The 23647-nt window shown below is 47.8% G+C and carries 22 protein-coding genes; 9 read left to right on the top strand and 13 right to left on the bottom strand.

Going from position 1 to position 23647, the window contains the following annotated elements:
- Positions 1 to 74 precede the first annotated feature (74 nt).
- Together FS818_RS28870 and FS818_RS18230 are read right to left on the bottom strand one after the other, a co-directional pair.
- Positions 75 to 269 (bottom strand): hypothetical protein, encoded by a 195-nt coding sequence (locus FS818_RS28870; protein WP_145414021.1) that lies wholly within the window; start codon positions 267 to 269, stop codon positions 75 to 77.
- A gap of 85 nt (positions 270 to 354) precedes the next feature.
- On the bottom strand, positions 355 to 603 hold the full coding sequence (locus FS818_RS18230) for a hypothetical protein (RefSeq protein ID WP_145333568.1): 249 nt from the start codon (positions 601 to 603) through the stop codon (positions 355 to 357).
- A 251-nt stretch (positions 604 to 854) separates the two neighbouring features.
- Between FS818_RS18230 and FS818_RS18225 the strand changes: the two genes are divergently transcribed.
- From FS818_RS18225 to FS818_RS18205, 5 genes are all read left to right on the top strand, one after another.
- Positions 855 to 1964, top strand: a complete 1110-nt coding sequence (locus FS818_RS18225) for an ABC transporter ATP-binding protein (protein WP_145333567.1) — start codon at positions 855 to 857, stop codon at positions 1962 to 1964.
- Positions 1954 to 2787 carry an ABC transporter permease gene (locus tag FS818_RS18220; protein ID WP_145333566.1) on the top strand — a complete coding sequence of 278 codons (834 nt, stop codon included), beginning with the start codon at positions 1954 to 1956 and terminating at the stop codon, positions 2785 to 2787. Before FS818_RS18225 ends, FS818_RS18220 begins: the two co-directional genes overlap by 11 nt.
- Positions 2762 to 3571 carry an ABC transporter permease gene (locus tag FS818_RS18215; protein WP_110895773.1) on the top strand — a complete coding sequence of 270 codons (810 nt, stop codon included), beginning with the start codon at positions 2762 to 2764 and terminating at the stop codon, positions 3569 to 3571. Before FS818_RS18220 ends, FS818_RS18215 begins: the two co-directional genes overlap by 26 nt.
- Complete coding sequence (locus tag FS818_RS18210) at positions 3568 to 4641, top strand: ABC transporter substrate-binding protein (protein ID WP_145333565.1); 1074 nt, start codon at positions 3568 to 3570, stop codon at positions 4639 to 4641. The genes FS818_RS18215 and FS818_RS18210 overlap by 4 nt, the downstream gene beginning before the upstream one ends.
- A gap of 378 nt (positions 4642 to 5019) precedes the next feature.
- Entirely contained in the window at positions 5020 to 5772 is a 753-nt protein-coding gene (locus tag FS818_RS18205) for a CPBP family intramembrane glutamic endopeptidase (protein WP_145333564.1), read from the top strand.
- A 285-nt stretch (positions 5773 to 6057) separates the two neighbouring features.
- On the opposite strand, the gene FS818_RS18200 is transcribed toward FS818_RS18205, so the two are convergent.
- Both FS818_RS18200 and FS818_RS18195 read right to left on the bottom strand, forming a co-directional pair.
- Positions 6058 to 6558: a hypothetical protein gene (locus FS818_RS18200; protein WP_145333563.1), complete on the bottom strand. Its 501-nt coding sequence runs from the start codon at positions 6556 to 6558 to the stop codon at positions 6058 to 6060.
- Positions 6559 to 6683: 125 nt separating this feature from the next.
- Positions 6684 to 7745, bottom strand: coding sequence for an AraC family transcriptional regulator (locus FS818_RS18195; protein ID WP_145333562.1), 1062 nt, complete (start codon positions 7743 to 7745; stop codon positions 6684 to 6686).
- Between the two features lie 134 nt (positions 7746 to 7879).
- On the opposite strand from FS818_RS18195, the gene FS818_RS18190 reads away from it, so the two are divergent.
- Positions 7880 to 8467: an NAD(P)H-dependent oxidoreductase gene (locus FS818_RS18190; RefSeq protein WP_145333561.1), complete on the top strand. Its 588-nt coding sequence runs from the start codon at positions 7880 to 7882 to the stop codon at positions 8465 to 8467.
- Positions 8468 to 8491: 24 nt separating this feature from the next.
- Complete coding sequence (locus tag FS818_RS29330) at positions 8492 to 8626, top strand: hypothetical protein (RefSeq protein WP_260989906.1); 135 nt, start codon at positions 8492 to 8494, stop codon at positions 8624 to 8626.
- An 18-nt stretch (positions 8627 to 8644) separates the two neighbouring features.
- Here FS818_RS29330 and FS818_RS18185 read toward each other — a convergent pair whose 3' ends face one another.
- From FS818_RS18185 to FS818_RS18170, 4 genes are all read right to left on the bottom strand, one after another.
- Positions 8645 to 9646, bottom strand: a complete 1002-nt coding sequence (locus FS818_RS18185) for a cation diffusion facilitator family transporter (RefSeq protein WP_145333560.1) — start codon at positions 9644 to 9646, stop codon at positions 8645 to 8647.
- Between the two features lie 180 nt (positions 9647 to 9826).
- Positions 9827 to 10435, bottom strand: a complete 609-nt coding sequence (locus FS818_RS18180) for an SMI1/KNR4 family protein (RefSeq protein WP_260989905.1) — start codon at positions 10433 to 10435, stop codon at positions 9827 to 9829.
- Between the two features lie 297 nt (positions 10436 to 10732).
- A complete protein-coding gene (locus FS818_RS18175; protein WP_145333558.1) occupies positions 10733 to 11506 on the bottom strand; it encodes a DODA-type extradiol aromatic ring-opening family dioxygenase in 774 nt (257 codons plus the stop codon).
- Positions 11503 to 12180, bottom strand: a complete 678-nt coding sequence (locus tag FS818_RS18170) for an alpha/beta hydrolase (protein ID WP_145333557.1) — start codon at positions 12178 to 12180, stop codon at positions 11503 to 11505. The genes FS818_RS18175 and FS818_RS18170 overlap by 4 nt, the downstream gene beginning before the upstream one ends.
- Before the next feature lie 290 nt (positions 12181 to 12470).
- Between FS818_RS18170 and FS818_RS18165 the strand changes: the two genes are divergently transcribed.
- Positions 12471 to 12839 (top strand): glyoxalase superfamily protein, encoded by a 369-nt coding sequence (locus FS818_RS18165; protein ID WP_145333556.1) that lies wholly within the window; start codon positions 12471 to 12473, stop codon positions 12837 to 12839.
- A gap of 41 nt (positions 12840 to 12880) precedes the next feature.
- Entirely contained in the window at positions 12881 to 13429 is a 549-nt protein-coding gene (locus FS818_RS18160; RefSeq protein ID WP_145333555.1) for a helix-turn-helix domain-containing protein, read from the top strand.
- A 205-nt stretch (positions 13430 to 13634) separates the two neighbouring features.
- Here the strand turns inward: FS818_RS18160 and FS818_RS29325 are convergent, their stop codons facing one another.
- From FS818_RS29325 to FS818_RS18130, 5 genes are all read right to left on the bottom strand, one after another.
- Positions 13635 to 18497, bottom strand: a complete 4863-nt coding sequence (locus FS818_RS29325; RefSeq protein ID WP_260989904.1) for an S-layer homology domain-containing protein — start codon at positions 18495 to 18497, stop codon at positions 13635 to 13637.
- 861 nt (positions 18498 to 19358) lie between these two features.
- Positions 19359 to 20078 (bottom strand): 3-ketoacyl-ACP reductase, encoded by a 720-nt coding sequence (locus FS818_RS18145; RefSeq protein ID WP_145333554.1) that lies wholly within the window; start codon positions 20076 to 20078, stop codon positions 19359 to 19361.
- A gap of 83 nt (positions 20079 to 20161) precedes the next feature.
- On the bottom strand, positions 20162 to 21085 hold the full coding sequence (locus FS818_RS18140) for a DUF4097 family beta strand repeat-containing protein (RefSeq protein ID WP_145333553.1): 924 nt from the start codon (positions 21083 to 21085) through the stop codon (positions 20162 to 20164).
- Positions 21082 to 21693, bottom strand: coding sequence for an HAAS signaling domain-containing protein (locus FS818_RS18135; protein WP_145333552.1), 612 nt, complete (start codon positions 21691 to 21693; stop codon positions 21082 to 21084). Before FS818_RS18135 ends, FS818_RS18140 begins: the two co-directional genes overlap by 4 nt.
- A gap of 387 nt (positions 21694 to 22080) precedes the next feature.
- On the bottom strand, positions 22081 to 23625 hold the full coding sequence (locus FS818_RS18130; RefSeq protein WP_145333551.1) for an FAD-dependent oxidoreductase: 1545 nt from the start codon (positions 23623 to 23625) through the stop codon (positions 22081 to 22083).
- Positions 23626 to 23647 lie beyond the last annotated feature (22 nt).

Raw genomic sequence — 23647 nt, 5'->3', positions numbered from 1 at the left:
ACGTAGCAGATGTAACTGCTACGTCTTCTTCTGAGACTAATGCTGCGAAATTTAATGCTGAACAGTGTTTCCCGTCAGTGATGATGGTGGGGGTGTTTATTTTCATGGTCAGGCATAACAACGTTAACAACGGTTTTTTGAATATGTGTTGCATGGTTTGTGTTTTCTGCATTGTTTTTAGATTTGTTTTTCGCACGATTTTTAGAGATGAGTTTGCTTTTGTTGGCAGCTTTGCTTTTTGGCGAGAGCGGTGAGAAGAAGTTAGTCATGGTAAAGCCTCCTTCATTAAATATACGTTTTATTTTTTGAATCTATCAATTCATATGGACAGGCTAAGATAATGAACTAGATAGATTACCAGTAAGGATTGCAGCCGGGATTGCAGTGATGGTGATGATGATGGTGTGGATGATGATGGTGGTGTATATCTTTCTCTTTCGATTCAGGCAGAATGACGTTCACGACGGTTTCCTGGATATGCTCCGACTTGCTTGTGTTACCTGCGTTGTTTTTAGATTTGTTTTTCGCGCGGTTTTTGGATACCAGTTTGCTTTTGTTGGCAGCTTTACTCTTTGGAGAGTGTGGGGACAAGTAGTTAGCCATGAAGAATACCTCCTTGTGATGGATATACGTTATACTATTCCGAATCTATTAATTCGTTTGTATAGAAGACTAATTCATAAGAAAATAGATTTATTGCCATATTATTAATATCTGTAACGTACGCGCGTGACCTTTCAAAACAAAAGAAAATGGGTTAAATTATTCATATTCGAGATATGACTTAATTAAAGTCGTGTATAATAGGTAAGGTTTCTTAGGATCTACCCAAGGATAAGGGGGCGACGTGAAGCATGTCAGAACAACAACCGATCATTCGGTTCGAGCGGGTGACACAGCAATATGACCAGGATGAGGCTGTATTGAAAGCTGTCAGCTTTGAGATTGAACGTGGGAAATTTTATACGCTTCTCGGTCCGTCCGGCTGCGGTAAAACAACGATATTACGGCTGATTGCCGGCTTTGCGGAGCCGACCGAGGGCAGCATTTATTTTAACGGAGCTTTGATTAACAAGGTGCCTGCGCATCAGCGTCAGGTGAATACGGTATTTCAGGACTATGCGTTATTTCCACATTTGAATGTATTCGAGAACGTGGCCTTCGGCTTGCGGATTAAAAAAATGAAAACATCCGAGATTCGTAGCAAAGTGCTCGAAGCTCTCAAATTTGTTAATCTGTCCGGTTATGAGAACCGGGAGATTGGCGAGATGTCCGGCGGACAGCGCCAGCGTGTGGCGATTGCCCGCGCGATTGTGAACGAGCCGGAAATTTTGCTGCTGGACGAGCCTTTGTCAGCGCTCGACCTGAAGCTTCGTACCGAGATGCAATACGAGTTACGGGAGCTGCAGCAACGGCTGGGTATTACGTTTATTTTTGTCACGCATGACCAGGAAGAAGCACTCGCGATGTCCGATGAAATCTTTGTCCTGAACGGTGGTGTCATTCAGCAGAGCGGTACGCCGAATGATATTTATGATGAGCCGATTAACCGTTTTGTCGCGGACTTTATTGGAGAGTCGAATATCGTGGCAGGCAGGATGAAGCAGGACTTTGTCGTTGAGTTTGCAGGTGCACAGTATGAATGTGTCGACCAGGGTTTGCAAGCGGACGAGCCCGTTGAGATTGTTATCCGCCCAGAGGACTTCGAGATCACAACCGAGGAGCAGGGCAAGCTCAAGGTGAAGGTAGACTCGCAGCTGTTCCGCGGCGTGCACTACGAAATCTCGACCTACGATGACGCAGGCAACGAATGGTTGATTCATTCGACGAAGAAAGCGGTCGTGGGATCGCGCATCGGGCTTTATTTTGACCCGGAAGCCATTCACGTCATGCGTTTCAACGAAACCGAGGAAGAGTTCGACAGACGACTCGAAGCTTACCAAGAGGCCGCTCATGCAGACTAAAGCCAGCACGCGCAATGCGTATCTGATTCCCTATGTGTTATGGATGGTGTTGTTCGTTGTAGCGCCGGTGTTGCTGGTCATCTATTATTCGTTCTTTGATGTGGAGGGCAACTTCACACTGGGCAACTATGCGCGGTTCTTTACGCCAGTGTATATGCAGATGACGCTTAGCTCATTCTGGTACGCATTTCTGATCACGGCGTTCTCGCTGCTGATCTCGTATCCAACGGCATATATGTTGACTCGGACGAAGCATAAGCAGCTGTGGTTGTTGCTGATTATTTTGCCAAGCTGGATCAATCTGCTGTTAAAAGCGTACGCCTTTATCGGCCTGTTCGGCACATACGGTCTGACCAACTCCCTGCTGGAAGTGGTGGGCATTGGGACGCAGCAGATATTGTTTACCGATTTCAGCTTTATCTTTGTTTCGGTGTACATCTTCATTCCGTTTATGATTCTGCCGATCTTTAACGCGCTGGAGGAGATGAACCCGTCCCTGATCTATGCTGCACGGGATCTCGGCGCTTCATCGTGGCTGACGTTCCGCCGCGTGATCTTTCCGCTGACGATCAGCGGGGTGAAATCAGGCTGTCAGGCGGTATTCATCCCGGCGCTGTCCCTGTTTATGATTACCCGCCTCATTGCGGGGAACCGTGTTATTACGCTGGGTACGGCGATTGAGCAGCATTTTCTCGTTACCCAGGACTGGGGCATGGGTTCGACGATTGCCGTCTTTTTGATTATCGCGATGGCGGTCATTATGTTTCTGACCGGATCAGGCAAGAAGGAGGTGCGAAATGGGAAGAAACGGAAAACTGTCTAACGTTTATCTGGCGGTGGTGTTTGCCATTTTGTACGCGCCGATTGCCTATTTGATCTTTTATTCGTTCAATAGCGGCGGTCATATGCGGGGGTTCGAAGGCTTTACGCTGGAATGGTACCGGGAAGTTTTTGCGGACACCCGGCTGCTCATTATCGTCTTGAATACGTTTATTATCGCGCTGTTGTCCTCGGCGATTTCAACCATTCTGGGTGTGGCGGGGGCACTGGCGATTTATCATGTCCGTCGCAAACGGACCAAAAACACGCTGTTATCGCTAAACAACGTACTGATTGTTAGCCCGGATGTCATTATCGGTGCATCGTTCCTGATTCTGTTTACGATGATTGGCATCAAACTGGGCTTCACTTCGGTATTGCTGTCACATATCGCATTCAGTGTACCGATTGTTGTGATTATGGTGCTCCCTAAGTTACAGGAGATGAGCCCAACCTTGATGGATGCGGCTCGCGATCTGGGTGCAGGGTCATGGCAAATACTGACGCGTGTCGTGCTGCCTTACGTGAAGCCCGGTATTTTTGCTGGATTTTTCATGGCTTTGACGTATTCACTGGACGACTTTGCCGTAACCTTCTTTGTGACAGGGAACGGCTACTCCACGCTCTCAGTGGAGATTTACTCCAGAGCAAGGCAGGGTGTGTCACTGTCGATTAATGCCCTGTCTACCTTGTTGTTCCTGCTCACGGTGTTGTTAGTGGTTGGATATTACTTCATTAACCGCCGTGCAACACGCATACCACCTGGAGGAAAGGGGCTGCGTCCATGAAACAGTTGGTCCGGACATTCGCGCTTGTGTTTGTGGCCGCATTTGCCCTGATGATTCTGGCTTCGTATCTGAATAAAAGTCAGGGATATTCCGGTGGAAACACGCTGACGATCTACAACTGGGGCGATTATATCGACCCGGATCTCTTGAAGGAATTCGAAGAAGAATCTGGCATGAAGGTCATCTATCAGACGTTTGATTCCAATGAAGCGATGTTGACCAAGATTGAACAAGGTGGCACGACATTTGACGTGGCGATTCCTTCCGAATATGCGATTAGCAAAATGAAAGAAGAAAACCTGCTTGTTCCGATCGACCACAACAAGTTGCCCAACCTGAAAAACATCGATGCCCGGTTCCTGAACTTGAACTATGATCCGGATAACCAATTCTCTATCCCTTATTTCTGGGGAACGGTGGGTATCGTGTATAATCCGGAGCTGGTGGGTGGCCTGACATTTGACAGCTGGAATGACCTGTGGGACCCGCGTTTGAAAAATCAGATCCTGCTGCTCGATGGTGCCCGTGAGGTCATCGGTATGGGGCTGAATAGTCTGGGGTACTCACTTAATGATACGAACGAAGAACATCTCCAGGCTGCACTCAAAAAACTGTCTACCCTGACTCCAAACGTGAGAGCCATCGTTGGGGACGAGATCAAAATGCTGCTTGCCAACGAAGAAGCCGCGGTCGGACTCGTATGGTCCGGGGATGCATCGGAAATTATGGATCAGAATGACAAGCTGGATTACAAGGTACCGGAGGAAGGTTCAAATCTCTGGTTCGACAGCATGGTCATCCCGAAAACAGCCAAAAACGTGGACGGCGCGCACCAGTTTATCAACTTTATGCTGGACCCGGATCATGCCGCACGCAACGCAGAGTACGTGGGATACTCCACACCGAATGCGGAGGCACTTAAGCTGCTGCCAGAAGATATCTCGCAGGATGAACGCTTCTATCCGGACGAGACACTGACAAGCAAGCTGGAGGTTTACAACAATCTGGGCAAAAAAATGCTATCGCATTATAACGATCTGTTCCTTGAATTTAAAATGCATAGTAAATAATTGTCCTCCAGTCTACGCAAACTGCGCGAACTGCAACGAATGCAATAAGTGCAACAAGTGCAACTCAAATACCCCTGAGCCTATGGGTGGCCTCAGGGGATATTTGACGTTGAGTGAATTCTAGGTTCTGAGGGAACGAAACGAAGAGCGTGGCAAAAGGTTTCGAACATAGCATTGATCCTAAGACCGCTCTGACAATTCTGGTTGCCGGGAACTTTATTTACACCCGTGCGTACTAAAGCCCATAACCCCGAATATGAAGAGTATATCGGGATGGAGGGGACGGAACGGATGAATTGGAGAAAAATCTCTGACTGTGCAGATGTGATGTTTAAATTGATTTTGTCTTACTAAAATGAAAAGGAAAGGAGGGGCGTGATGTTAGTCGTTATCGTGCTTGTGCTGTTATCTTGGCTCTTGCTTCGTTTCACGATCAAGCAACCGTTGTCTGTGCTCGGGTACCATCCGGCAGGGTTGCGTCTGCGGCAATTTGCCATAGCTTTGCTGTTGGGTATCCTTGTGTCCTCGGCGGTTCACTGGACAGAATCCCTGGTCACTATGTCAAACTGGAAGCTAAACCCGGAATATTCCTGGGCTGATTTTTGGAAAGCGAGTTGGTGGAACTTCAAGTCGGTCTGGTTTGAGGAATTGCTTTTCCGTGGTGCACTGCTTGTACTTATGATTCACGGGTTAGGAGTCCGATGGGGAGTCGTACTTTCTTCCATGGCTTTTGGAATGTATCACTGGTTCTCGGGCGGTGTGTTCGGAAACATCCCGGTAATGATTATTGTATTTACAACGACCTTTATCATGGGCTTGGTTTGGGCATATGCGTATGCCAAAACCGGTTCTATAGCTCTTGCAGCAGGTAGCCATCTGGGCTGGAACGGAGCATCATCCATCCTGTTCTCTGACGGCCCGAACGGCGAGCAGTTATTCGTTCAAGTGACAGGCATAAGCTACATGCCACTTGCCGGAATACCTTCACTGATTTTCTTTATCGCGTCAAACGCGGCCCTGCCTCTGATCCTTTTCTTCTGGATCAAATACAACATAGCTACGCAATCAAAACCAAGCCAGGCCACGTCAATAGACAGCCCGACACCGACCTATGAATCAGAAATCTCCTAAAAAAAACAAAAAAACATCCCTTGATCACCTATGTATCAGGGATGGTTCCTTTTCTTTTACCCGCTCTAGAGCAATAGCACCATAGTGCGATATCAGATAATTAACAAGTTACACATTAACGGAGAGGGCAGAGATAAGCTGTAGAAGCGAAGCGCTCGCCTTTACCACCGGATTTTCACATAGAATATGTGATTCAAAAAAATCCGGGGGTAACAGCGATTGGAAGATTACTCTGCACTCGGAGTGCCTTAGTGTAACTCAAGGAGTTTATCTTTTATCATGCCACTACATATGCTTTTTGCGCCCCATGATGAGATACGCCCCGCCCACAATGAGCACTATCGCTACGAAAGGTTGAATATAGCTCATACTGCTCAGTACGGAACCGATCGACATGACTGTGAAGAACAACAGGGAAAGCACCGTCAGAATATTAATCGGAATCAGCAACCATTTATTTTTGCCGCCAAACCAGTAGAGTTCAAACAAACCGACCGCTGGCGCCAGAATGAAGCCCGGCCACATGGTGCCCCAGTTACCAAACAGCATCGCGATCTGGCATACAATACCCACGGTCAGCAGCAAGCCGCCGGGAACGAGCAACCCAACGCCACGGCCAATCATGGAGAAGTACAGCCAGTGGAAGAACAGTCCAAGCGGAATCACAAATAACGTAGGCCAGAAAGTACCAAAGATAGTGCCTGGGCCCATTGTGCCGCCTTGATTCAGAATCAGATATACACCGAGCAAAATCAGGACAGGTGCAAGAATCGTACGTTTAGCCATAGTTTCTCTCCTTTTGAATATGGAATCTTTCATCCGTGCAATATGTATCATCACTTTCGTTATACACAGCATACCACGAACTGGAAAAAGGAAACCTCCGTCTTTGGCGTTAAACTTATCCTAGACTAAAGTCTAGGTATGGGGTTACGGTTCTCTCCCTGCCCGGTCGCCAGATTAGCCCGGTATTGCCCCGGGGTCTGTCCTGTCCACTTTTTGAACGCATTCTGAAAAGCACTTTGTTCTGAAAAATGCAAGGCATAGGCGATATCGCCGACAGCATAGTTGCCTTTTTGTAAGTAACGCTGCGCCATTTCCTTCCGTACCTGAACGGAGATTTCGTTAAACGTTGTACCTTCTTCACGCAATCTGCTCTGTAGTGTGCGAATGCTCACGCCGAGATGTGCTGCCGTGTGTTGTAATGTGGGGAAGAAGGAAGGCAGACTCTCCGTGATTAAGCGGCTTACTTTGCTGGAGAAGGGCTGGGAGGCATACAGGTCTGCCCGGGTCTCCTCCGCCATGGACTCGAAAACCTTCAACATCCTGGCATCCGAATATAAAACGGGCAACGTCAGGACCTCTTTGGATAGACGCAGCAGGGTTTGGGTAGCACCGAACTCGGGAGTGACCCCAAGGGAGTTCACGTAAACAGACAGATCACCTGCCCCGTCAGGGGCTTCGTGACGGAATTGAACTTCTCTTACCACGGCCCGGTGATTCGCCAACTTGTTGATCAGATGTAATACCGAAACAGCCATATCCTCTACGCAATGGCGAGACATGGGGATTTCTTCATTTTGCACAGACAACTGAATGATCACATCCGGCCCATCGACCTTCCACTCCAGTTGAAATCCACTATACAAAATATCGTTATACCGCTGGTACGCGCCAAGCGCGTCACCAATCGTTTTGGAATGCATCATCACATATCCGGGCAGACTTAAATCCGCAAAATCCAGCCGCCCACCCTGGTTTAATCCAAAATAGGGATCATTCGCATAATCAGCAGCACGCCGCATGATCCGTTCCAATTCAGTGACGGGAATCCGGGCATCCGGGTTCTCCAAGATGGAGGGGTCTACATCGATGTCTTTAAAAAAGGATTCCGTGTCAAAACCTTTGTGTACCAGCGTTTTCAAAATAGGATATACCATGGATATCGGGACACTTTGATTAAGATGTTTCATAATTCCTCCGTTTGCGCGAATCCGCAATGATTCAGCGCCCTTGATCATTTGTTTATGCCTTCGTTCACTCTATGCTTGTGATATGTCCGTTTCATCGGTCTTCATAGATCATATTATACAGGAGGAACACAAGTATGAATGCAAATAAAATTCTCATCATTAACGGTCACCCTGACCCGCAAAGTTACTGCAAAGTACTGTCAACGTCTTACGCAGAGGGAGCAAGGAAAACCGGGGCGACTGTGGAAATGATCGATCTGAGCGAGATCGAGTTTAATCCTAATCTCCGATACGGCTATCGTCAGCGGACAGAGCTTGAACCCGATCTGCTGAAGGCACAGGAGCTCATTCGCTGGGCTGATCATTTGGTGTTTGTGTATCCGACGTGGTGGGGAACGATGCCTGCTGTGCTGAAAGGGTTTATTGATCGGATTTTCCTGCCGGGGTTCGCCATGAGATATCGCGACAACTCACCGCTCTGGGACAAATTGTTGAAAGGCAAGTCTGCACACCTCATCGTGACATCGGATACACCACGTTTGTACAATACATTGGTATATAGACAGGCAGGGCACCGAATCATGAAATCCAACATCCTTAAATTCAGCGGTGTATCCCCTATACGCGTGACCGACATTAGTCCTATCCGCAAGTCTACAGACGCGTTCCGTCGGAAATGGCTGGATAAGGTGAATGAAATGGGAATGAAGCAGGTACGGTGATCCGGAGAGGGATAGCCATATTAGATGAGCATCGCACATGAGGAATACGGAACAAAGGGACAGGAGATAAAAAAGATCGAAGAATACAAAAGAAACGAAGCAGAACACACCCTGCTTCGTTTCTTTGTTGTACAGATGAAGCAGGGATATGTTAGCTAGTATCCTGCGATTTCTCTGCTATTTGATAACATCCGAATGTTTCTTGCCCCAGCTGTTCACGCCGTCGTCTTCGATAATGGAGATCGCCGCGTCAGCAATATCCGGGTTTGTCATCAGTTTCTCCTGAATCCGGAACTTGATATCGTCCGCATCCGCGAGACTGAGTCCCTTGGTCAATTCAATCAGACCCTCGACATGGTAATATCGGCCTTCCTGAATAATTCGCATCATTTGAATATCAGCCACATGGCTGTCTGCCAAAATCGTCTGGGACACCTTGTCCTCGATATCCTGCGGTGCGGCGACACCGATCAGACCGATCATGTTGTCATAGCCGACACGGAAAGCAACGGCGATCATCAGACATCCGATGATGGTGGTGACAATCCCGTCCAGCAAAGCAAAGTTTGTCAGTGCAATGACAACAACAGAAACGAGCGCAAGCGTTGCTCCAAGCACAGCTACAACGTCTTCGTAAAATACAAGTCGGGTTGGAGGTGCGGCGCGCCCTACATTTTTAATCGCTGCAGGCACCAGGGCAAACCCTGTCGCTTTGGGCGCACGAGCTTCTTTCAAGATTTCCTTCATGGCTTTGATGAGGATGGCTCCATCGATCACAATATTAAGCACAAGCACACCAATGTTGATCCACAGTCCGCCCGAGTGACCAGCAGGATGCTTGAGTAAATGAATGCCTTCGTGAATGGTTTCATAGGCCATAATCGTCACCACAATAACGGCAATCATACAGAAAATGTTGATGACCCGTCCGAATCCGGTCGGGAAGCGGCGTGTAGGTTTTTTCTCGGATAATACACTTCCGACAAATACAAACCCTTGGTTAATGGCATCGGCCAGTGAATGCATCGCTGACGCGAACATGGCGCCGCTGCCACTGAATATAAAGGCTCCTCCTTTACATAGTGCAAGTACGGCGTTACCCGCCATGGCTACAGCAGAGGATGTGTTGCCTTTTTTGACGAGAGACATAAAGCTCTCTGACTTCGGTTGTTCAGCCACTTCGGTAGTTCCTCCCAGATATGTAGTTGGTGTAGAAAGACAGTCCTTCTTTCGGTAGCTTGTGCATTTCCACTAAATGTTATTATAACCGCCTTTACAACTCCCAGCATTATAAAAAAATGGTCATATCACTATCCAGACGAAATGGCTGTTCATATAATAGATGTCATTCAATTTGACTTAGTATTCGATCACATCGATCTCACGCAAGTTACGATTGGATTGCTCCAGCAATTCGGTGAAGGTTCCGGCTACGTAATAGACAAAGTCAGGATCATGTTTGAACATAATGATCTGTCCATATGTTCCTTGCTCCGTTGGATCAAAATCCAACATCAAATACAGCGAACCGCCTCCCAGCTTGCCAAAGGTAATCCATGATTTCTGATGCAAATAAGGCTTGATTCGTGGGTCCAGCTCACGCATTTCTTCTTCGGAAAAATAGTCTTCCATCCGAATCTCTACAGTACCGTCATGTTCTCTCTTCATTTGTTCCAGCGATAACATGTAGAAGACCGTATCTTCATTTTGTGCGGCATCACCTGGAAAAAGGATGTGAAAGGCATATCCGCTGCCATTTTTACGTTTGTAGAATGCCCGGAAATCTGCCGGTAGACGTATACTGTAATATTGTTCGAATGCGTCAAGCTCCTCATCGGTTGCTCCTTCCTGTTCGCGGTAGGCTTCCAGCAACTCCTGGTTCTCCTCATCCTGCACCTTTTCTTCCAGCAGCTCCAACAACTCTTGCATGAGTTCATCGATCCGTTGTTCTGATTTTGGTTCTGACATCATGTTTCGCCTCCTTATGAGCGGTTCGCATGTCATACTCGTCTGGTAAATCTGATGATGAGATGGTTTCCCATTAGTATAGATTTACTCCGTAAGCTCGTACAAGAAACGATAGACCCAAGCGGGAGTCCTGAATATTGAACGAGTATGGATGTGTAAAAGTGCACTTGTGGTCTATGCAATTGCATTCAGCCGCCTAACAATATCTCAAAAAAGCGTGAGTAGCAGGGTTTCCCCGTGACTCACGCTTTGGTCTCTATTTGGTATCTATATGTTTTAAACCAATCTCATGTTTCGTTATTCAAATCTCCAGCATGACAAACTCAAGTTGCCTAACTGATATGCCCGGAACAAGAGAGAAGCTTGTTTCTTCTCATCTCCTGCACCCATGGCGATCAGGATTGGTACAAAATGCTCTGGCGTAGGAACCGCTGCCTGTGCAGACGGAGCAAGCTTGTCATACGCGAACAGGGCATTGGTATCCCAGCGCTCCAGCTTATCTTGAAGCCAGCTGTCGAATTCCATAGCCCAGGAATCGACACCTTGACTTTCCCAGTTCAGACGGCGCAGGTTATGCACGGTTCCACCGCTGCCAATGACAAGCACGTCTTGCTCCCGCAAAGAAGCGAGTGCTTGGCCTACCTGATACTGCTGCTTACCCGTCAGATAACGGTTCACGGACAGAGCAATTACAGGAATGTCTGCCTCGGGATAAAGCAGGCGTAGTACAACCCACGCTCCATGGTCCAGGCCGCGTACCTCATCCGTCTGTACTGAAATTCCCGCTTCGGTGAACAACTTGACGATCTCGGCGGTTGTTTCGGCATGTCCTTGCGCTGGATATTTGATCTGGTACAGTTCAGGTTGAAAACCGCCGAAATCATAGATCGTGTCATATGAGCCGGTTACCGAAGATACGAGCTGTGTCGTCGATTCCCAGTGAGCGGAGAACAGGACGATCGCTTTAGGTTTGGGCAGCTCCTGCCCAAGTTTTTGCAAAAATTCGGTGTACGCATTCTCCTCCAGTGCAAGTGAAGGAGCGCCATGGGCGATAAACAAAGATGGCATCATGATTCAGTCATTCCTTTCATATCTTCGGCAGTGACCTGAGCATCCGTCCGAAGGAAGTGTTGGAGTTGGGCATATAACTCAGGGGTTACATGGTGACCCCCGCTGTATGGCACATACGTAACTTGATTCGTATAATTCTGGAAAAACGAAGCATTATCTTCACCCAGCTGTAACGGGAAAAGGTGATCCTGATCGCCGTGTGAGATAAATGCGGACAGGTTGGACGAAGGCTGCAAAGCATATTCCTCCTTAACAAACTGTGGAATGTATCCGCTCATAGCCACGATGCCTTTGATGGCATCGCCCATCACCAAGGCAAGCGTCATCGCCATGATGCCGCCCTGACTGAATCCGGCGATATAACGCCGTGCAGGATCGATCGCATATTGCGCCGACAGCTCGATGATGAGCTGTTGCAGTCCTTGAACCGAGGCATCGTATAATTCGCGAACGGGATTGCCTATACTTTTGATCTGGAAATAAGCATAACCACCGCCCTGTACAATAGGCCCACGAATAGCAACAATAATAAAATCGGAAGACAGCGGCTCCATTAATCGAAGCATGTCCTGTTCATCTGATCCCATGCCGTGCAAGGCAAAAATAACGGGATATTGCTGGGCTTTATCGTAATGTGGAGGCAGCTTCACCTCATGAATATAAGTAGAATTCAAACCAATACACCTCCAGGTGGAATATGAGTTGCGATGAATCGAATGTATAAAATGAATGCATAGATCAAACCAATGAAGCAAATGAGTGGAAAGAAGTATTGACATGGATTAAACTAAAAACATAAAGTTCACTAATGTGAAAATAATATTCTTATTGATGAACAAAATTTATCATGCTTTTATTGTAGGGTCAACACTTTTTTTGTATGATGAAAATATGTTTTGTATAAGGGAACTTGGATTGAGCATCGGATGGCACATTTATTTCTGTAGAGGAGGACGTGAAGAAGATGATGAAAAAAATCGTACCTATTCTTCGAATTTTTGATGAAGCGAAGGCAAAGGAATTTTACACGGATTACTTGGGGTTCAACGTGGACTGGGAACATCGATTCGAGGCCGATATGCCGCTGTACATGCAGGTGTCGCAGGATGAGATTATTATTCATCTGTCCGAACATCACGGAGACTGTACTCCTGGTGCGGCATTACGCATTGAGACGGAGCATCTGGAGGAGCTGCATGAGCGGATTTCTTTGCAAAAATATAAATATGCGAGACCGGGTATCCAAAAAACGCCTTGGGATTCACGGGAGATGACCATTACCGATCCATTCGGCAATCGCCTTGTTTTTGTGGAGACAGCGGTTGAATCTTGATTTCAATGAAACGGTAGTTAGAGAGAAGAGAGGGCGGTCACATGGATATTGGCTTGGCCATTCGAACGATACGCAAACAGAAACAGATTACGATTATGCAGCTCTGTGAGGGGACGGGGTTGTCCAAAGGGTTTATCAGCAATGTGGAAAATAACAAAACGTCACCGTCCATCGCTACATTGGAAAGCATCGCGGACTATCTCGGCGTACCGTTGCCTTACCTGTTGTTAACGTCGGAGCAACGTATGAATGTGGTCCGCAAACATGAACGCAAGGAGACCACAGCAGGTAGCGGGCAGATCAAAGTACAGCAGTTAACGGCAAAAGGTGCGATGCGAATGTCCATTGTAGAACTGCCAGCAGGAGCTTCGACCGGGATCAGCAAACATGCGGGCGAGGAGAGTCATCTGGTACTGCAAGGTGTCATCCAAGCGAAGCAGGGGGAGGATGTCGAGACGCTGGAAGCGGGAGATTCGTTTACATGGAACGCGATTGTACCCCATGAGGTGACTAATATTGGTGAGGAACCCGCCGTTGTGCTGATTGCGGTGTCCAAGGAATTGGAGCTGGATCATCTGTTGAACAAGTAAGGTAAGTGAGGCGAGTGAAGAAGGGGAAGAATTGTAAAATATGATGTATGCCGTCTGCTTTTGTTAGTCGAGAACTGATTCAGGTGTTTTACAAAAGCATAAACAGGTGAGGGACACGTGTCCCTCACCTTGTTTTAGTTAATTAGTTATTCTTTACGAGTCTTAGCTGTGCCAAATCACAATTCAGTTGCCGTCGTCCCCTTGCTTAAATCAAGCCGGATTTTTGCAATAGTCCCTGAATAATTTTGGCAACCTCAGCTCTAGTGATGTAATCCTTCGGTGCAAGCTCATTGCCGCCTCTTCCTGATACAATGCCAGCCTCTACAGTATCAGCGATACTGCTCAGCGCCCATGCAGACACAGTTGCTGTATCTCCATAAGGGCGAAGTATTACGTCTGTTGATTGAATAGCAAGATTGCCTTTCAGATTAGTAATCGCCATTGCTTTGGAGAGGATCACCATTGCCTGTTCCCGTGTAATCGTGTCCATCGGACGGAAGGTACCATCTTCAAAACCGCCGATCAAGTGGTAGGCATAAGCAGTATTGACAACGCTGCTGTACCAATCTGTTGATTGTACGTCTGAGAATGAGGTTGTTCCATTCTCCGTCTTGAGTCCCAATGCACGAACAATGATGGCTGCAAACTCAGCGCGGGTAATATCCCGGTCGGGACTGAACATACCATTGCCCGTACCATCGATAATCATCCGCGATCCCATGTCGCCCACTGCTTGTTTTGCCCAATGTTTGGCCACATCTTCAAATTCGATCGGATGGTAGACAAGAGAATACGTGCTATTCGTCAAGCTATTGATTTGCGCGTAATATTTGCCGTCAATCACGACAATCTTGGTCGGAACATGACGTATGGTTCCGTCTGTCTCAACAACAATTCCTGTGGTAATCTTACCGGAATCAACACCGTCCGGAATCACAATATTTCGTTTGACATAGGCATTAAACTTCGATACTTCGACAGTCTTATCTCCGTAGATACCCTTCACCGTGAAGTTTAAAGGCGGTACGACAAGCGTGAACGTTCCCTTTGTTGCCGCATTCTCAACAACTTTCACCATATCTGTTGTTGGTTCGGAGATTTCGATTTGTACCTGGATATCTTGTAAGGCTACTGACTTGCCGACCTGCTCGGATATCGTATTAATATTGATTTGTTGCGCTGGAATCGTATAGGTCGCACGATCGGTTTTGATCTCAAGAACAGCTTGCTTGTCCTCCATGTTTTTCACCATCTGACCGTTCAATGAGCCGACGGTCACATGGGATTTGTCGTTTACAAGTATCGCCACCACAGCATTTTGGCCTTCCGTAGCGAGCTTGTCCTCTAACTTTTTCTGATCCACAAACACGGTTGTAACGGTTTGACCGTTTCGTTGGGTTCTCGCTACGGTCCCCGCATTTTCCGCTTTACCATTCACAAGTATATCCATTCCCGTGTTCGTTTTCTCCGGGATGGTTGGAGTACTAGGCACGGATGGCGTATCGATCGGAACAGTGCTGTTGCCGGATGACTTTTGCGGAATGACCGCATTTGAATCAGCGGATGCTGTACTTTTTCCTAGACCATTGATCGCTTTCACCGTAAATGTATAGCTCGTTCCATTCGTTAAACCTGTAATTACAATCGGACTTGCCGCTCCTGTTGTGACTACATTCCCTGATGAATCGGTTACTTCATACCCCGTAATCGGACTTCCACCGTTCTCGGTTGGAGCTGTAAAGGTTACGGTGGCTTCTCCGTTTCCAGCTACTGCCGAAACATTCGTTGGGGCTGCCGGTACAGTTGCAGGAGTGGCGTTTGCCTGATTCGATTCCCCACTCAAGCCTCCCGAGTTACCTGCTCTCACTGTAAAGAAATAGGTCGTGCCGTTTAGCAAGTTTTGTGCATTGTAGGTAGAGGAATTGACGATAACAACCGAAGCGTTGCTAAGCTGACTTGGATCAGTCGCCATATAAAGGTTGTAATACGTCGCTCCCGTTACCGTACTCCAATTTAGGGTGACCTCACCGTTTCCTCCTACAGCCACAAGGTTTTGCGGATTTTCCGGTGCGTTCGGCATGTTCACAACTTGCATCACTGTAAACGTCACATCCGTCATTTGGGTTGCTGATAACGTTATTGTTGCGGTATATGTCCCCGCTGGTAAGCCATCTTTCGCTTTCACCGTAAAGGTTGACGTGGTCGCTCCGTTCACTAACGTTGTACTTGGTTGCGTAATCACAAAATCACTAGCATGAATGCCGCTAACCGTTGCCGACAGATTCGACAAATCGCTCGTGCCGGTATTCGTTACATCGATAGTTTTTGTCTCTTGGGTACCCACAGCATAACCTTGAGTAAGTGCAGCTAACGTTTGATCCGCAATAGGAGCAATCGTATGGGTAGGCGCTATGTTTACGTTGACCGCAGCGATGCTACTCGTTGCCGTTGCGGTCTTGTTGCCGCTGACGCTGTTGTTCGTGTTTGTCACGACAGCATAGTAGTAGGTCGTGCCAGTCGATGTCGTCGGCGCGGCATAGGTCGCGCTGGTTGCACCCGCAATGGCATTGCCGCCGTTCGTGCTGTTCGCCGAATTGCTGTACCACTGGTAGGACAGCGTTCCGCCGTCACTTACGCTGGCCGCTACGCTCAAGTTCGGGCTACTGTCGCCTTCGTTAACCGTGGCGCCCGTCGGCTGCGTATCAATGCTTGGTGTTGCCGCGTTGGTCAGAGCGTTCACGTTGACCGCAGCGATGTTGCTCGTTTCCGTTGCGGTCTTGTTGCCGCTGACGCTGTTGTTCGTGTTTGTCACGACAGCATAGTAGTAGGTCGTGCCTGTCGATGTCGTCGGCGCCGCATAGGTCGCGCTGGTTGCACCCGCAATGGCATTGCCGCCGTTCGTGTTGCTCGCGGTATTGCTGTACCACTGGTACGACAGCGTTCCGCCGTCACTTACGCTGGCCGCTACGCTCAAGTTCGGGCTGCTGTCGCCTTCGTTAACCGTGGCGCCCGTCGGCTGCGTATCAATGCTTGGTGTTGCCGCGTTGGTCAGAGCGTTCACGTTGACCGCAGCGATGTTGCTCGTTGCCGTTGCGGTCTTGTTGCCGCTGACGCTGTTGTTCGTGTTTGTCACGACAGCATAGTAGTAGGTCGTGCCTGTCGATGTCGTCGGCGCCGCATAGGTCGCGCTGGTTGCACCCGCAATGGCATTGCCGCCGTTCGTGCTGTTCGCCGAATTGCTGTACCACTGGTACGACAGCGTTCCGCCGTCACTTACGCTGGCCGCTACGCTCAAGTTCGGGCTGCTGTCGCCTTCGTTAACCGTGGTGCCCGTCGGCTGCGTATCAATGCTTGGTGTTGCCGCGTGGGTCAGTGTGGCTATTGTTGGTGATTGCAAAATCAATCCGCTTGCCCCAACCACCACATACTTGCTGTTGGCGTAGATGACACCATATAGAGCACTCAAGGTGCCAGACGTGCGGGCCGTCCAACTCGCTCCGTCACTGGAAGTCAATATCGTTCCGTTTAACCCCACCACCATATAAGTGGCGTTGATGTAGCTTACATCATAAAGTTCATTGATGGTGCCAGACGTTTGACTCGTCCAGCTCACTCCATCATTGGAGGTCAAGATCGTTCCACCTTGCCCCACCACGATGTACTTGCCGTTGTCGTAGTTAACACCGTAAAGATTTTTCATGGTGCCAGACGTTTGATTTGTCCAGCCCGCTCCGTCATTGGAGGTCAGTATCGTTCCATTTGCTCCTATCGCTATATAGGTACCATTGCCGTAAGTGATTTTTCGTAAATCATTGGTAATACCCGAAGAACTACTTGTCCAATTCAATCCGTCACTAGAGATTAATATGGTTCCCTTTGCACCCGACGCAACATATTTGCCGTTGCCGTAGGTGACGGCATAAAGAAGATTCGAAGTGCCTGATGTTTGGCTCGTCCAACTCGTTCCGTCATTAGAGGTCAATATCTTTCCACCATAACCCACCGCCACGTATGTGCCGTTGCCATAGCTGAAGCCGTATAGAGGAAACGAGGTGCCCGACGAGCGGGCCGTCCAGTTCGCTCCGTCATTGGAGGTCACAATCGTCCCCCCATTGCCCCCCGTTATATACATGCCGTTTAAGTGGCTGATACCCAAAAGATGATTTGGGGTAACACTTGACAGGGGGCTTGTCCAGCTCGATCCGTCACTGGAGGCCAAAATCGTTCCACCATAACCTACCGCTATAAACGTGCCGTTTATGTAATTGAGGCCAGCAAGATTATTCGCGGTGCCCGACGTACGGGTCAGCCAGCTCACTCCGTCACTGGAGGTTACGATCGTCCCACCTACGCCCACAGCCACATATGTACCGTTGGCGTATACGAAGCCAACAAGATTATTTGTGGTTCCCGACGAGCGGCTGGTCCAGTTCGTTCCGTCGCTGGAAGTCAATATTGTTCCACTTTGCCCCACCACCACGTACGTGCCGTTGGCGTAGCTTACACCCAATAGACTATTTGTGGTTCCCGGAGAGCGGTTCGTCCAACTTACTCCGTCACTGGAGGTCAAGATTGTCCCGACTGAGCCCACCGCTATATACATGCCATTGAAGTAGTTAACGGCAAAAATAAATTGCGTGGTGCCCGACGCCTGGCTCGTCCAGTTCACTCCGTCACTGGAGGTCAAAATTGTACCATTTGCTCCTACCGCGAAATACGAGCCGTTGATGTAATTGACTGTACGAAGTTCATTCGTGGTGCCTGAATCGCGGATGATCCAGCTCACTCCGTCACTGGAGGTCAATATCTTTCCACCTTGTCCCACCGCCACATACGTGCCGTTGCTATAGGCAACACCATTTAATTGAATTGCGGTGCCCACTGTGCGGGTCATCCAGTTCAATCCGTCACTGGAGGTCAACACCGTTCCATTTGTCCCAACCGCTACATACATGCCGTTGCCATAGGTCACACCAATTATATTTTGTCCGATGGATCGGATGTACCAATTATCAAGGGAGCTTGTTATGGGTGCTGCATTTGCTTCTTGCCCCCAATTGGTCGGCATACATGTGCTAATTAGCAACAAAAACGACAATTGTATTCGAACGATTTTATAAGCTATTTGTTTCCAATCAGAAAAATTCGCACTGAATTTTCTTGCCTTTTCTTCTGGATTCGACAAATTTCATCTTCCTTCCCCAAGTCTCTATACTTTAGCTCGCTAGACCATATCACATTACTCTAAACAAACTCTGAACAAATTTTGAGCAACAAAAAAGTGGCTCATTATCGACAGTGCCGTTGTACAGCTCGAAAAATAAATGAACCCCTGATCTTAACAGAATTGTCCCCGGTTCATCTTGCAATAGCTTCGTAAACCCGTTCATAAATACTGCATCATTTAAATGAACACGAGAAAATTAATAACAATATCTAACCGACTCAAGATTCACATCCCTCCGCATTCCATACAACAAACAAAAAAACCATCCTCTAGACTGGGGCCTTTCTGTATGTTGTATGGAGCCCAGAGGAGTCTAATCCCTGTCCGAAGATATTGATACACAAGTTTGTAAGGGAGTTATAATGTCACCCGAGTGTATCAGTATTGAGCCAAAACAGGATTAGCCCAAGCAGGGATATAATCTACACAATAGATCAATTACACTTTCATGATTTCCGCTATAATGATAGGCGTTGGTTCCGGCAAACACAGTCATAACTGGTATGGTCTCACTCATGATATTCAAACTCCTGACGTTTCCCAGCAGAGTCATGTCTAATTTCGAATTGATTACCTTCAGCATCCTCACGAATACGTTAGATATCCTTTATATCATAAACACAAAAACCACCAACCAGAATGCTGGTTGGTGGTGTCTTCATTGTATGTTTTAATTCATTCCTGCAAACCTTTACTAACGCCTTACTGCGGATTCGTTGTCCAGATCCCTGCGGCTTTGACGAATACGCGGTCAGACAGCTTGAGTGTGGCCAGCGCCAGTTCGGCTACATCTTCGGCTTGCATCATGCGATCCTCGTCTCCGATTTTGAGTCCAGCATTTACAGCCAGTTCCGTATTCACGGTGCTCGGTGTCAGCGCGGTTACACGAATGTTGGATTTGCGAACTTCCTGCATTAAGGATTCCGTCATGCCAAGCAATGCGAATTTGGATGCGCAATACGCTGAACCTGTAGCGAATCCGCGCTCACCTGCTGTTGAAGCAATGTTAATGATGCTACCGCTGCTTTCCTTGATCATGCTTGGAAGAATGGCGCGAGTTACATAGTATGTACCCATGACATTCACATGCAGGATGCGTTCCCACTCTTCAGGGTCCATCTCTAGCAGCGTACCGAAACTTCCGATCCCTGCATTGTTAATGAGGATATCTACAGCTCCCAGCTCCATTTCAATAGCTGCCACTGCTGCTTCAGCTTGAGAGCGATCCGAGATGTCTGCTGCAGCACTCGTTACTTTCACGCCATATTCCTTACTTAGAGACTCTTGAAGAGACTGCAGATCGGAAGCCGTGCGGGCGATCAGTCCGAGATGTACGCCTTCTTTGGCGAGGGCTTCAGCGATGGCGCGTCCAATACCTTTGCCGGCGCCAGTAATGATGGCTGTTTTATTTTTAAGTTCCATAGGAATATTCCTCCTCAGCATTTGGGTTAGCACTTGATTATACTATACTTTACCCAATGATCGGAAATATGCTTCATCACACGTTAGCGCGGCTGGGTAATTCGAATGCTGCCAGAGGTCGTGCGTGCCTGGATCACATCCTGACTTATGCCTGGCGACTCCGGTATATTAACATCGCCCGAAGTGGCTTTGGCCTCATAAATTCCGTCAAAATCAGGCGCAGCCTGGATGGAGATATCTCCCGATGTCCCTGATACCTGAATAGGCGCTGCGTGAGATTGCTGGATATCGATACTGCCGGATGTGAACTCAACATTAGCCTCACCATTCAATTGTGTAATTTCCACATCTCCTGATTGAATTACGCTGTTTACTTTTCCATCCACTTGTTTTGCGGTGAAGCTTCCTGACGTCTGTTCTACGGCTATATCCCCTTGAATAGCAGAAGCAGCAATGTCCCCTGAGGTCAAAGACAATTCCATGCGAGGAACCTGAATATCATTTAGAACGATGGTGCCTGAGGTGCTTTTCATCTCCAAATGTTCAGCATTTAGCCCGGTTATATTCCAATCTGCTGAGGTAGATTGTAGTGTGACATCATTCAAGGGATATCCTTTTGGCAAAGCCACGGTTATTCTTGAATCCTGTTCCCCCCAGTTCCAATTAAATGAGAACAACTTCAGACGGTTGTGTTTTTGCAGCGTCAGCTGGAATGTTCCATCGGTAAAACTTGCCTCCTCGAAACCTTGGATAACCTCCGGATCCCACTTTCCGTCCACTTCGATATACGCTTGGTTGTCTGGACTAACGATGAATTCAATATCCGCGTTAAAGTTGCCATCCAGCTGAATATTTTGCAGATCCTCTTGCAGTCCACCGGTGCTCAGTTCCCACCGCTTGCTGTATGCTTCTCTATCATCCTTGAACTGAAAACCATAGACCGATGTTCCAAGTAAACCTATGCCAATGCAGACGAGAGCCAGTGCTACCCATTTTTTCGTGCTCATGCAGAAACATCCCCTTTCATCACGTTTACATTCCACCGAATATAGTGAAGTGTCACATTTTTAAATGCAATAAAGACAAATTTAGAGGCAAGGGCAAACAATATGCCAATACCGAACAGCCCAATAGCAACGAAAATTTCTGTTGTTTCAAGGTGATTCAGATACAGATAGTCGAAGGCAACAGCGACAGGAGCCAGAGCAAACAAGGATAGACTTGCTATCGTGAGCCAAACGGACCAGAGGCTAAGACCGATCGGAATCATGAGGGCCAGATTAAGGAAGATCAAACCGATCCCCACAAAAAAATTCCGCGTAGCCCGATTGTAATTAACAGGTGGCCTCATCTCTTGGAACGTTGGTACATCGAAGGGAGCTTTACCTCTACCTGATGTGTCGGAGTATGATTTAGCGTCATGCCGTTCACCGAGTACTTTACGTGCAATTTCCTCCGGGTGACCGAGCTCGCGTGCAATCTCTTCTTCCGATTTGCCTTCACGTAGCCCTAACGTAAACTTGTGGGCATAATCTGCAAGTAGTTCGGCACGTTCCAATCGGTCCATCGGACGTAAAACGACTTCCATAGCTTGCATAAATTGCTGTCTATTCATCTTGTGTTCCTTCCTCCATTAGATAAGTTGCTCTAGGACGCCCATTTGGAATGGATGTTTACTTTCATAACGTTTTTTCTTGGTTCTGTTCAAAAATCATTCGTATGTATGGTTTAGTGCAGTGGTGGTGGATTCATCATTGCATTTATTATTTATGTAATGTTAGGCAAGGTTTGTAACCTTAGTTCTATATTAGCATACAAAAAAACCGGGTCGGCTGCTTCCGTCTGGAGGCGGATACCGATCCGGTCTATGAGATGAAATATACGTTAGTAAAGTTCTACGTACGTTCACACAAGGAGCTCAAAAATCTTGTTCTGTGCATTTGGTGGGGCATATATGGTATGTGCTGTATAGCATATGCTATAGGGTGTACGACAACATTATTTACTGCTCCTGCACATCCAGGATGGGGAGGTCTTCGACCGCAGGTCCTTCAATGACATGACCTTCATAATTAAAACGTGAGCCGTGACATGGGCAGTCCCAGGAACGTTCCCCATTATTCCACTCCACTTCGCATCCCAAATGGGTGCATGTCGTGTCCACCAGGAACAGCTTACCGCTGGTGTCCTTATAGGCACCGGCCCTTTTACCGTTATGACGCACGACTGCGCCTTCGTCGTTGCCAAGCTCGTTTATTTTTTTGTGTACAATGCCGACTTTGCCTGCAATTAACTCCTTCGCAACATTGACGTTCTCCACGATAAAATGTTTGAAACCCGGGTCTGCCTTGAATCTAGCCGGATCAAATACTTCTGCGTGCGGATTATCTCTTCCGGTAATTCGGTCTGCCAGCAGATGTCCGGCCATCGTGCCTGTGGTCATGCCCCATTTGGCAAAGCCTGTGGCGACATAGATCCGTTCATGCCTTCCGGTAATCGGCCCGATGTAGGGCACTTTATCGATGGAGATCAGATCCTGAGCCGACCAGCGAAACGGAATGTTACGAATCCCAAACGTCTCGGCTGCATACTTTTCCAGACGTTCGTAGTGACCAAAGGTACAGATGCCTTGTCCGGTTTTATGATTTTCTCCGCCGAACAGAATATGCTCTTTACCATTATGAACGACAGCACGGAGTGAACGGGCAGGATCATCATCAGAGATGTACATGCCGCCTGCATAAGGTCTTTCAGGTTCAACCATCACGGCATAGGAGCGTTCAGCATGAAGTCGCGTAAAGTAAAATCCGGGATCGTATACGGGAAAATGGGAAGCGACAACGATATGCTCTGCCGTGACGAATGAACCGCCGTAGGTTCTGATTTTCAGAGAGGATTCCTCCTCAACGTCAGTTACCGTAGTTTGTTCATAGACACGTACCCCTTTTTTCACGGCTGAAGCAAGCAGGTAGTGCAGATAAGCTAAAGGGTCGAAACGAGCTTGTCCAGGCATACGAATGCCTGCTCTGGAGGGGACAGGAATCGGAAGGGGGTCTACCCATTCACCAGGGATGTTGAGTTTACCATAAGCGGTCAGCTCGACCTCCAGCTTTTTGATATTGTCTTCGGATTGAATATAGACGTAAGCATCCTCATCAGCCCACTGACATTCGATCTGCTTTTCCTTGACCAGACTACGCATCCAGCTCGCTGCATGTGCATTCCCTTCATAGTACATCCGTGCCTGCTCATGTCCGAAGTGATGCATAATTTCATCAAAAATAACACCATGCTGTGCAGATACTTTGGCGGTTGTATGGCCTGTTGTGCCGTCCAGTACTTTTCCAGCTTCAAGCAGAACGACACTCAGACCAGACTGGGCAAGCAAATAGGCTGTGGTGATGCCTGCGATCCCGGCTCCGATAATCGCTACGTCAGCTGTGGTATCCTCTATTAACTTCGGATAAGATTCGAATGTATTCGCGGCACGCCACAAAGATTCCGGCACCGGCGGCAAGCTGGTCTTCAACTGCTCATTATTATTCATGGATTGGTTTCCTCCTAGATCA

It is taken from the genome of Paenibacillus xylanexedens, from assembly GCF_007680605.1.
Taxonomy (GTDB): Bacteria; Bacillota; Bacilli; order Paenibacillales; family Paenibacillaceae; genus Paenibacillus; species Paenibacillus xylanexedens_B.
The sequence above is the reverse complement of the archived record's forward strand: the minus strand, read 5'-3'. Positions and strand labels throughout refer to the sequence as shown.

What these genes read in the sequence shown, in the direction of transcription:
- FS818_RS18230 (WP_145333568.1), bottom strand. Translation starts at nt 603, where the DNA reads ATGGCTAACTACTTGTCCCCACACTCTCCAAAGAGTAAAGCTGCCAAC.
- FS818_RS18175 (WP_145333558.1), bottom strand. Translation starts at nt 11,506, where the DNA reads ATGATGCCATCTTTGTTTATCGCCCATGGCGCTCCTTCACTTGCACTG.
- FS818_RS18160 (WP_145333555.1), top strand. Translation starts at nt 12,881, where the DNA reads ATGGATATTGGCTTGGCCATTCGAACGATACGCAAACAGAAACAGATT.
- FS818_RS18220 (WP_145333566.1), top strand. Translation starts at nt 1,954, where the DNA reads ATGCAGACTAAAGCCAGCACGCGCAATGCGTATCTGATTCCCTATGTG.
- FS818_RS18215 (WP_110895773.1), top strand. Translation starts at nt 2,762, where the DNA reads ATGGGAAGAAACGGAAAACTGTCTAACGTTTATCTGGCGGTGGTGTTT.
- FS818_RS18135 (WP_145333552.1), bottom strand. Translation starts at nt 21,693, where the DNA reads ATGAATAGACAGCAATTTATGCAAGCTATGGAAGTCGTTTTACGTCCG.
- FS818_RS18140 (WP_145333553.1), bottom strand. Translation starts at nt 21,085, where the DNA reads ATGAGCACGAAAAAATGGGTAGCACTGGCTCTCGTCTGCATTGGCATA.
- FS818_RS18180 (WP_260989905.1), bottom strand. Translation starts at nt 10,435, where the DNA reads ATGTCAGAACCAAAATCAGAACAACGGATCGATGAACTCATGCAAGAG.
- FS818_RS29325 (WP_260989904.1), bottom strand. Translation starts at nt 18,497, where the DNA reads ATGCCGACCAATTGGGGGCAAGAAGCAAATGCAGCACCCATAACAAGC.
- FS818_RS28870 (WP_145414021.1), bottom strand. Translation starts at nt 269, where the DNA reads ATGACTAACTTCTTCTCACCGCTCTCGCCAAAAAGCAAAGCTGCCAAC.
- FS818_RS18195 (WP_145333562.1), bottom strand. Translation starts at nt 7,745, where the DNA reads ATGAAACATCTTAATCAAAGTGTCCCGATATCCATGGTATATCCTATT.
- FS818_RS18145 (WP_145333554.1), bottom strand. Translation starts at nt 20,078, where the DNA reads ATGGAACTTAAAAATAAAACAGCCATCATTACTGGCGCCGGCAAAGGT.
- FS818_RS18165 (WP_145333556.1), top strand. Translation starts at nt 12,471, where the DNA reads ATGATGAAAAAAATCGTACCTATTCTTCGAATTTTTGATGAAGCGAAG.
- FS818_RS18225 (WP_145333567.1), top strand. Translation starts at nt 855, where the DNA reads ATGTCAGAACAACAACCGATCATTCGGTTCGAGCGGGTGACACAGCAA.
- FS818_RS18190 (WP_145333561.1), top strand. Translation starts at nt 7,880, where the DNA reads ATGAATGCAAATAAAATTCTCATCATTAACGGTCACCCTGACCCGCAA.
- FS818_RS18200 (WP_145333563.1), bottom strand. Translation starts at nt 6,558, where the DNA reads ATGGCTAAACGTACGATTCTTGCACCTGTCCTGATTTTGCTCGGTGTA.
- FS818_RS18205 (WP_145333564.1), top strand. Translation starts at nt 5,020, where the DNA reads ATGTTAGTCGTTATCGTGCTTGTGCTGTTATCTTGGCTCTTGCTTCGT.
- FS818_RS29330 (WP_260989906.1), top strand. Translation starts at nt 8,492, where the DNA reads ATGAGCATCGCACATGAGGAATACGGAACAAAGGGACAGGAGATAAAA.
- FS818_RS18210 (WP_145333565.1), top strand. Translation starts at nt 3,568, where the DNA reads ATGAAACAGTTGGTCCGGACATTCGCGCTTGTGTTTGTGGCCGCATTT.
- FS818_RS18130 (WP_145333551.1), bottom strand. Translation starts at nt 23,625, where the DNA reads ATGAATAATAATGAGCAGTTGAAGACCAGCTTGCCGCCGGTGCCGGAA.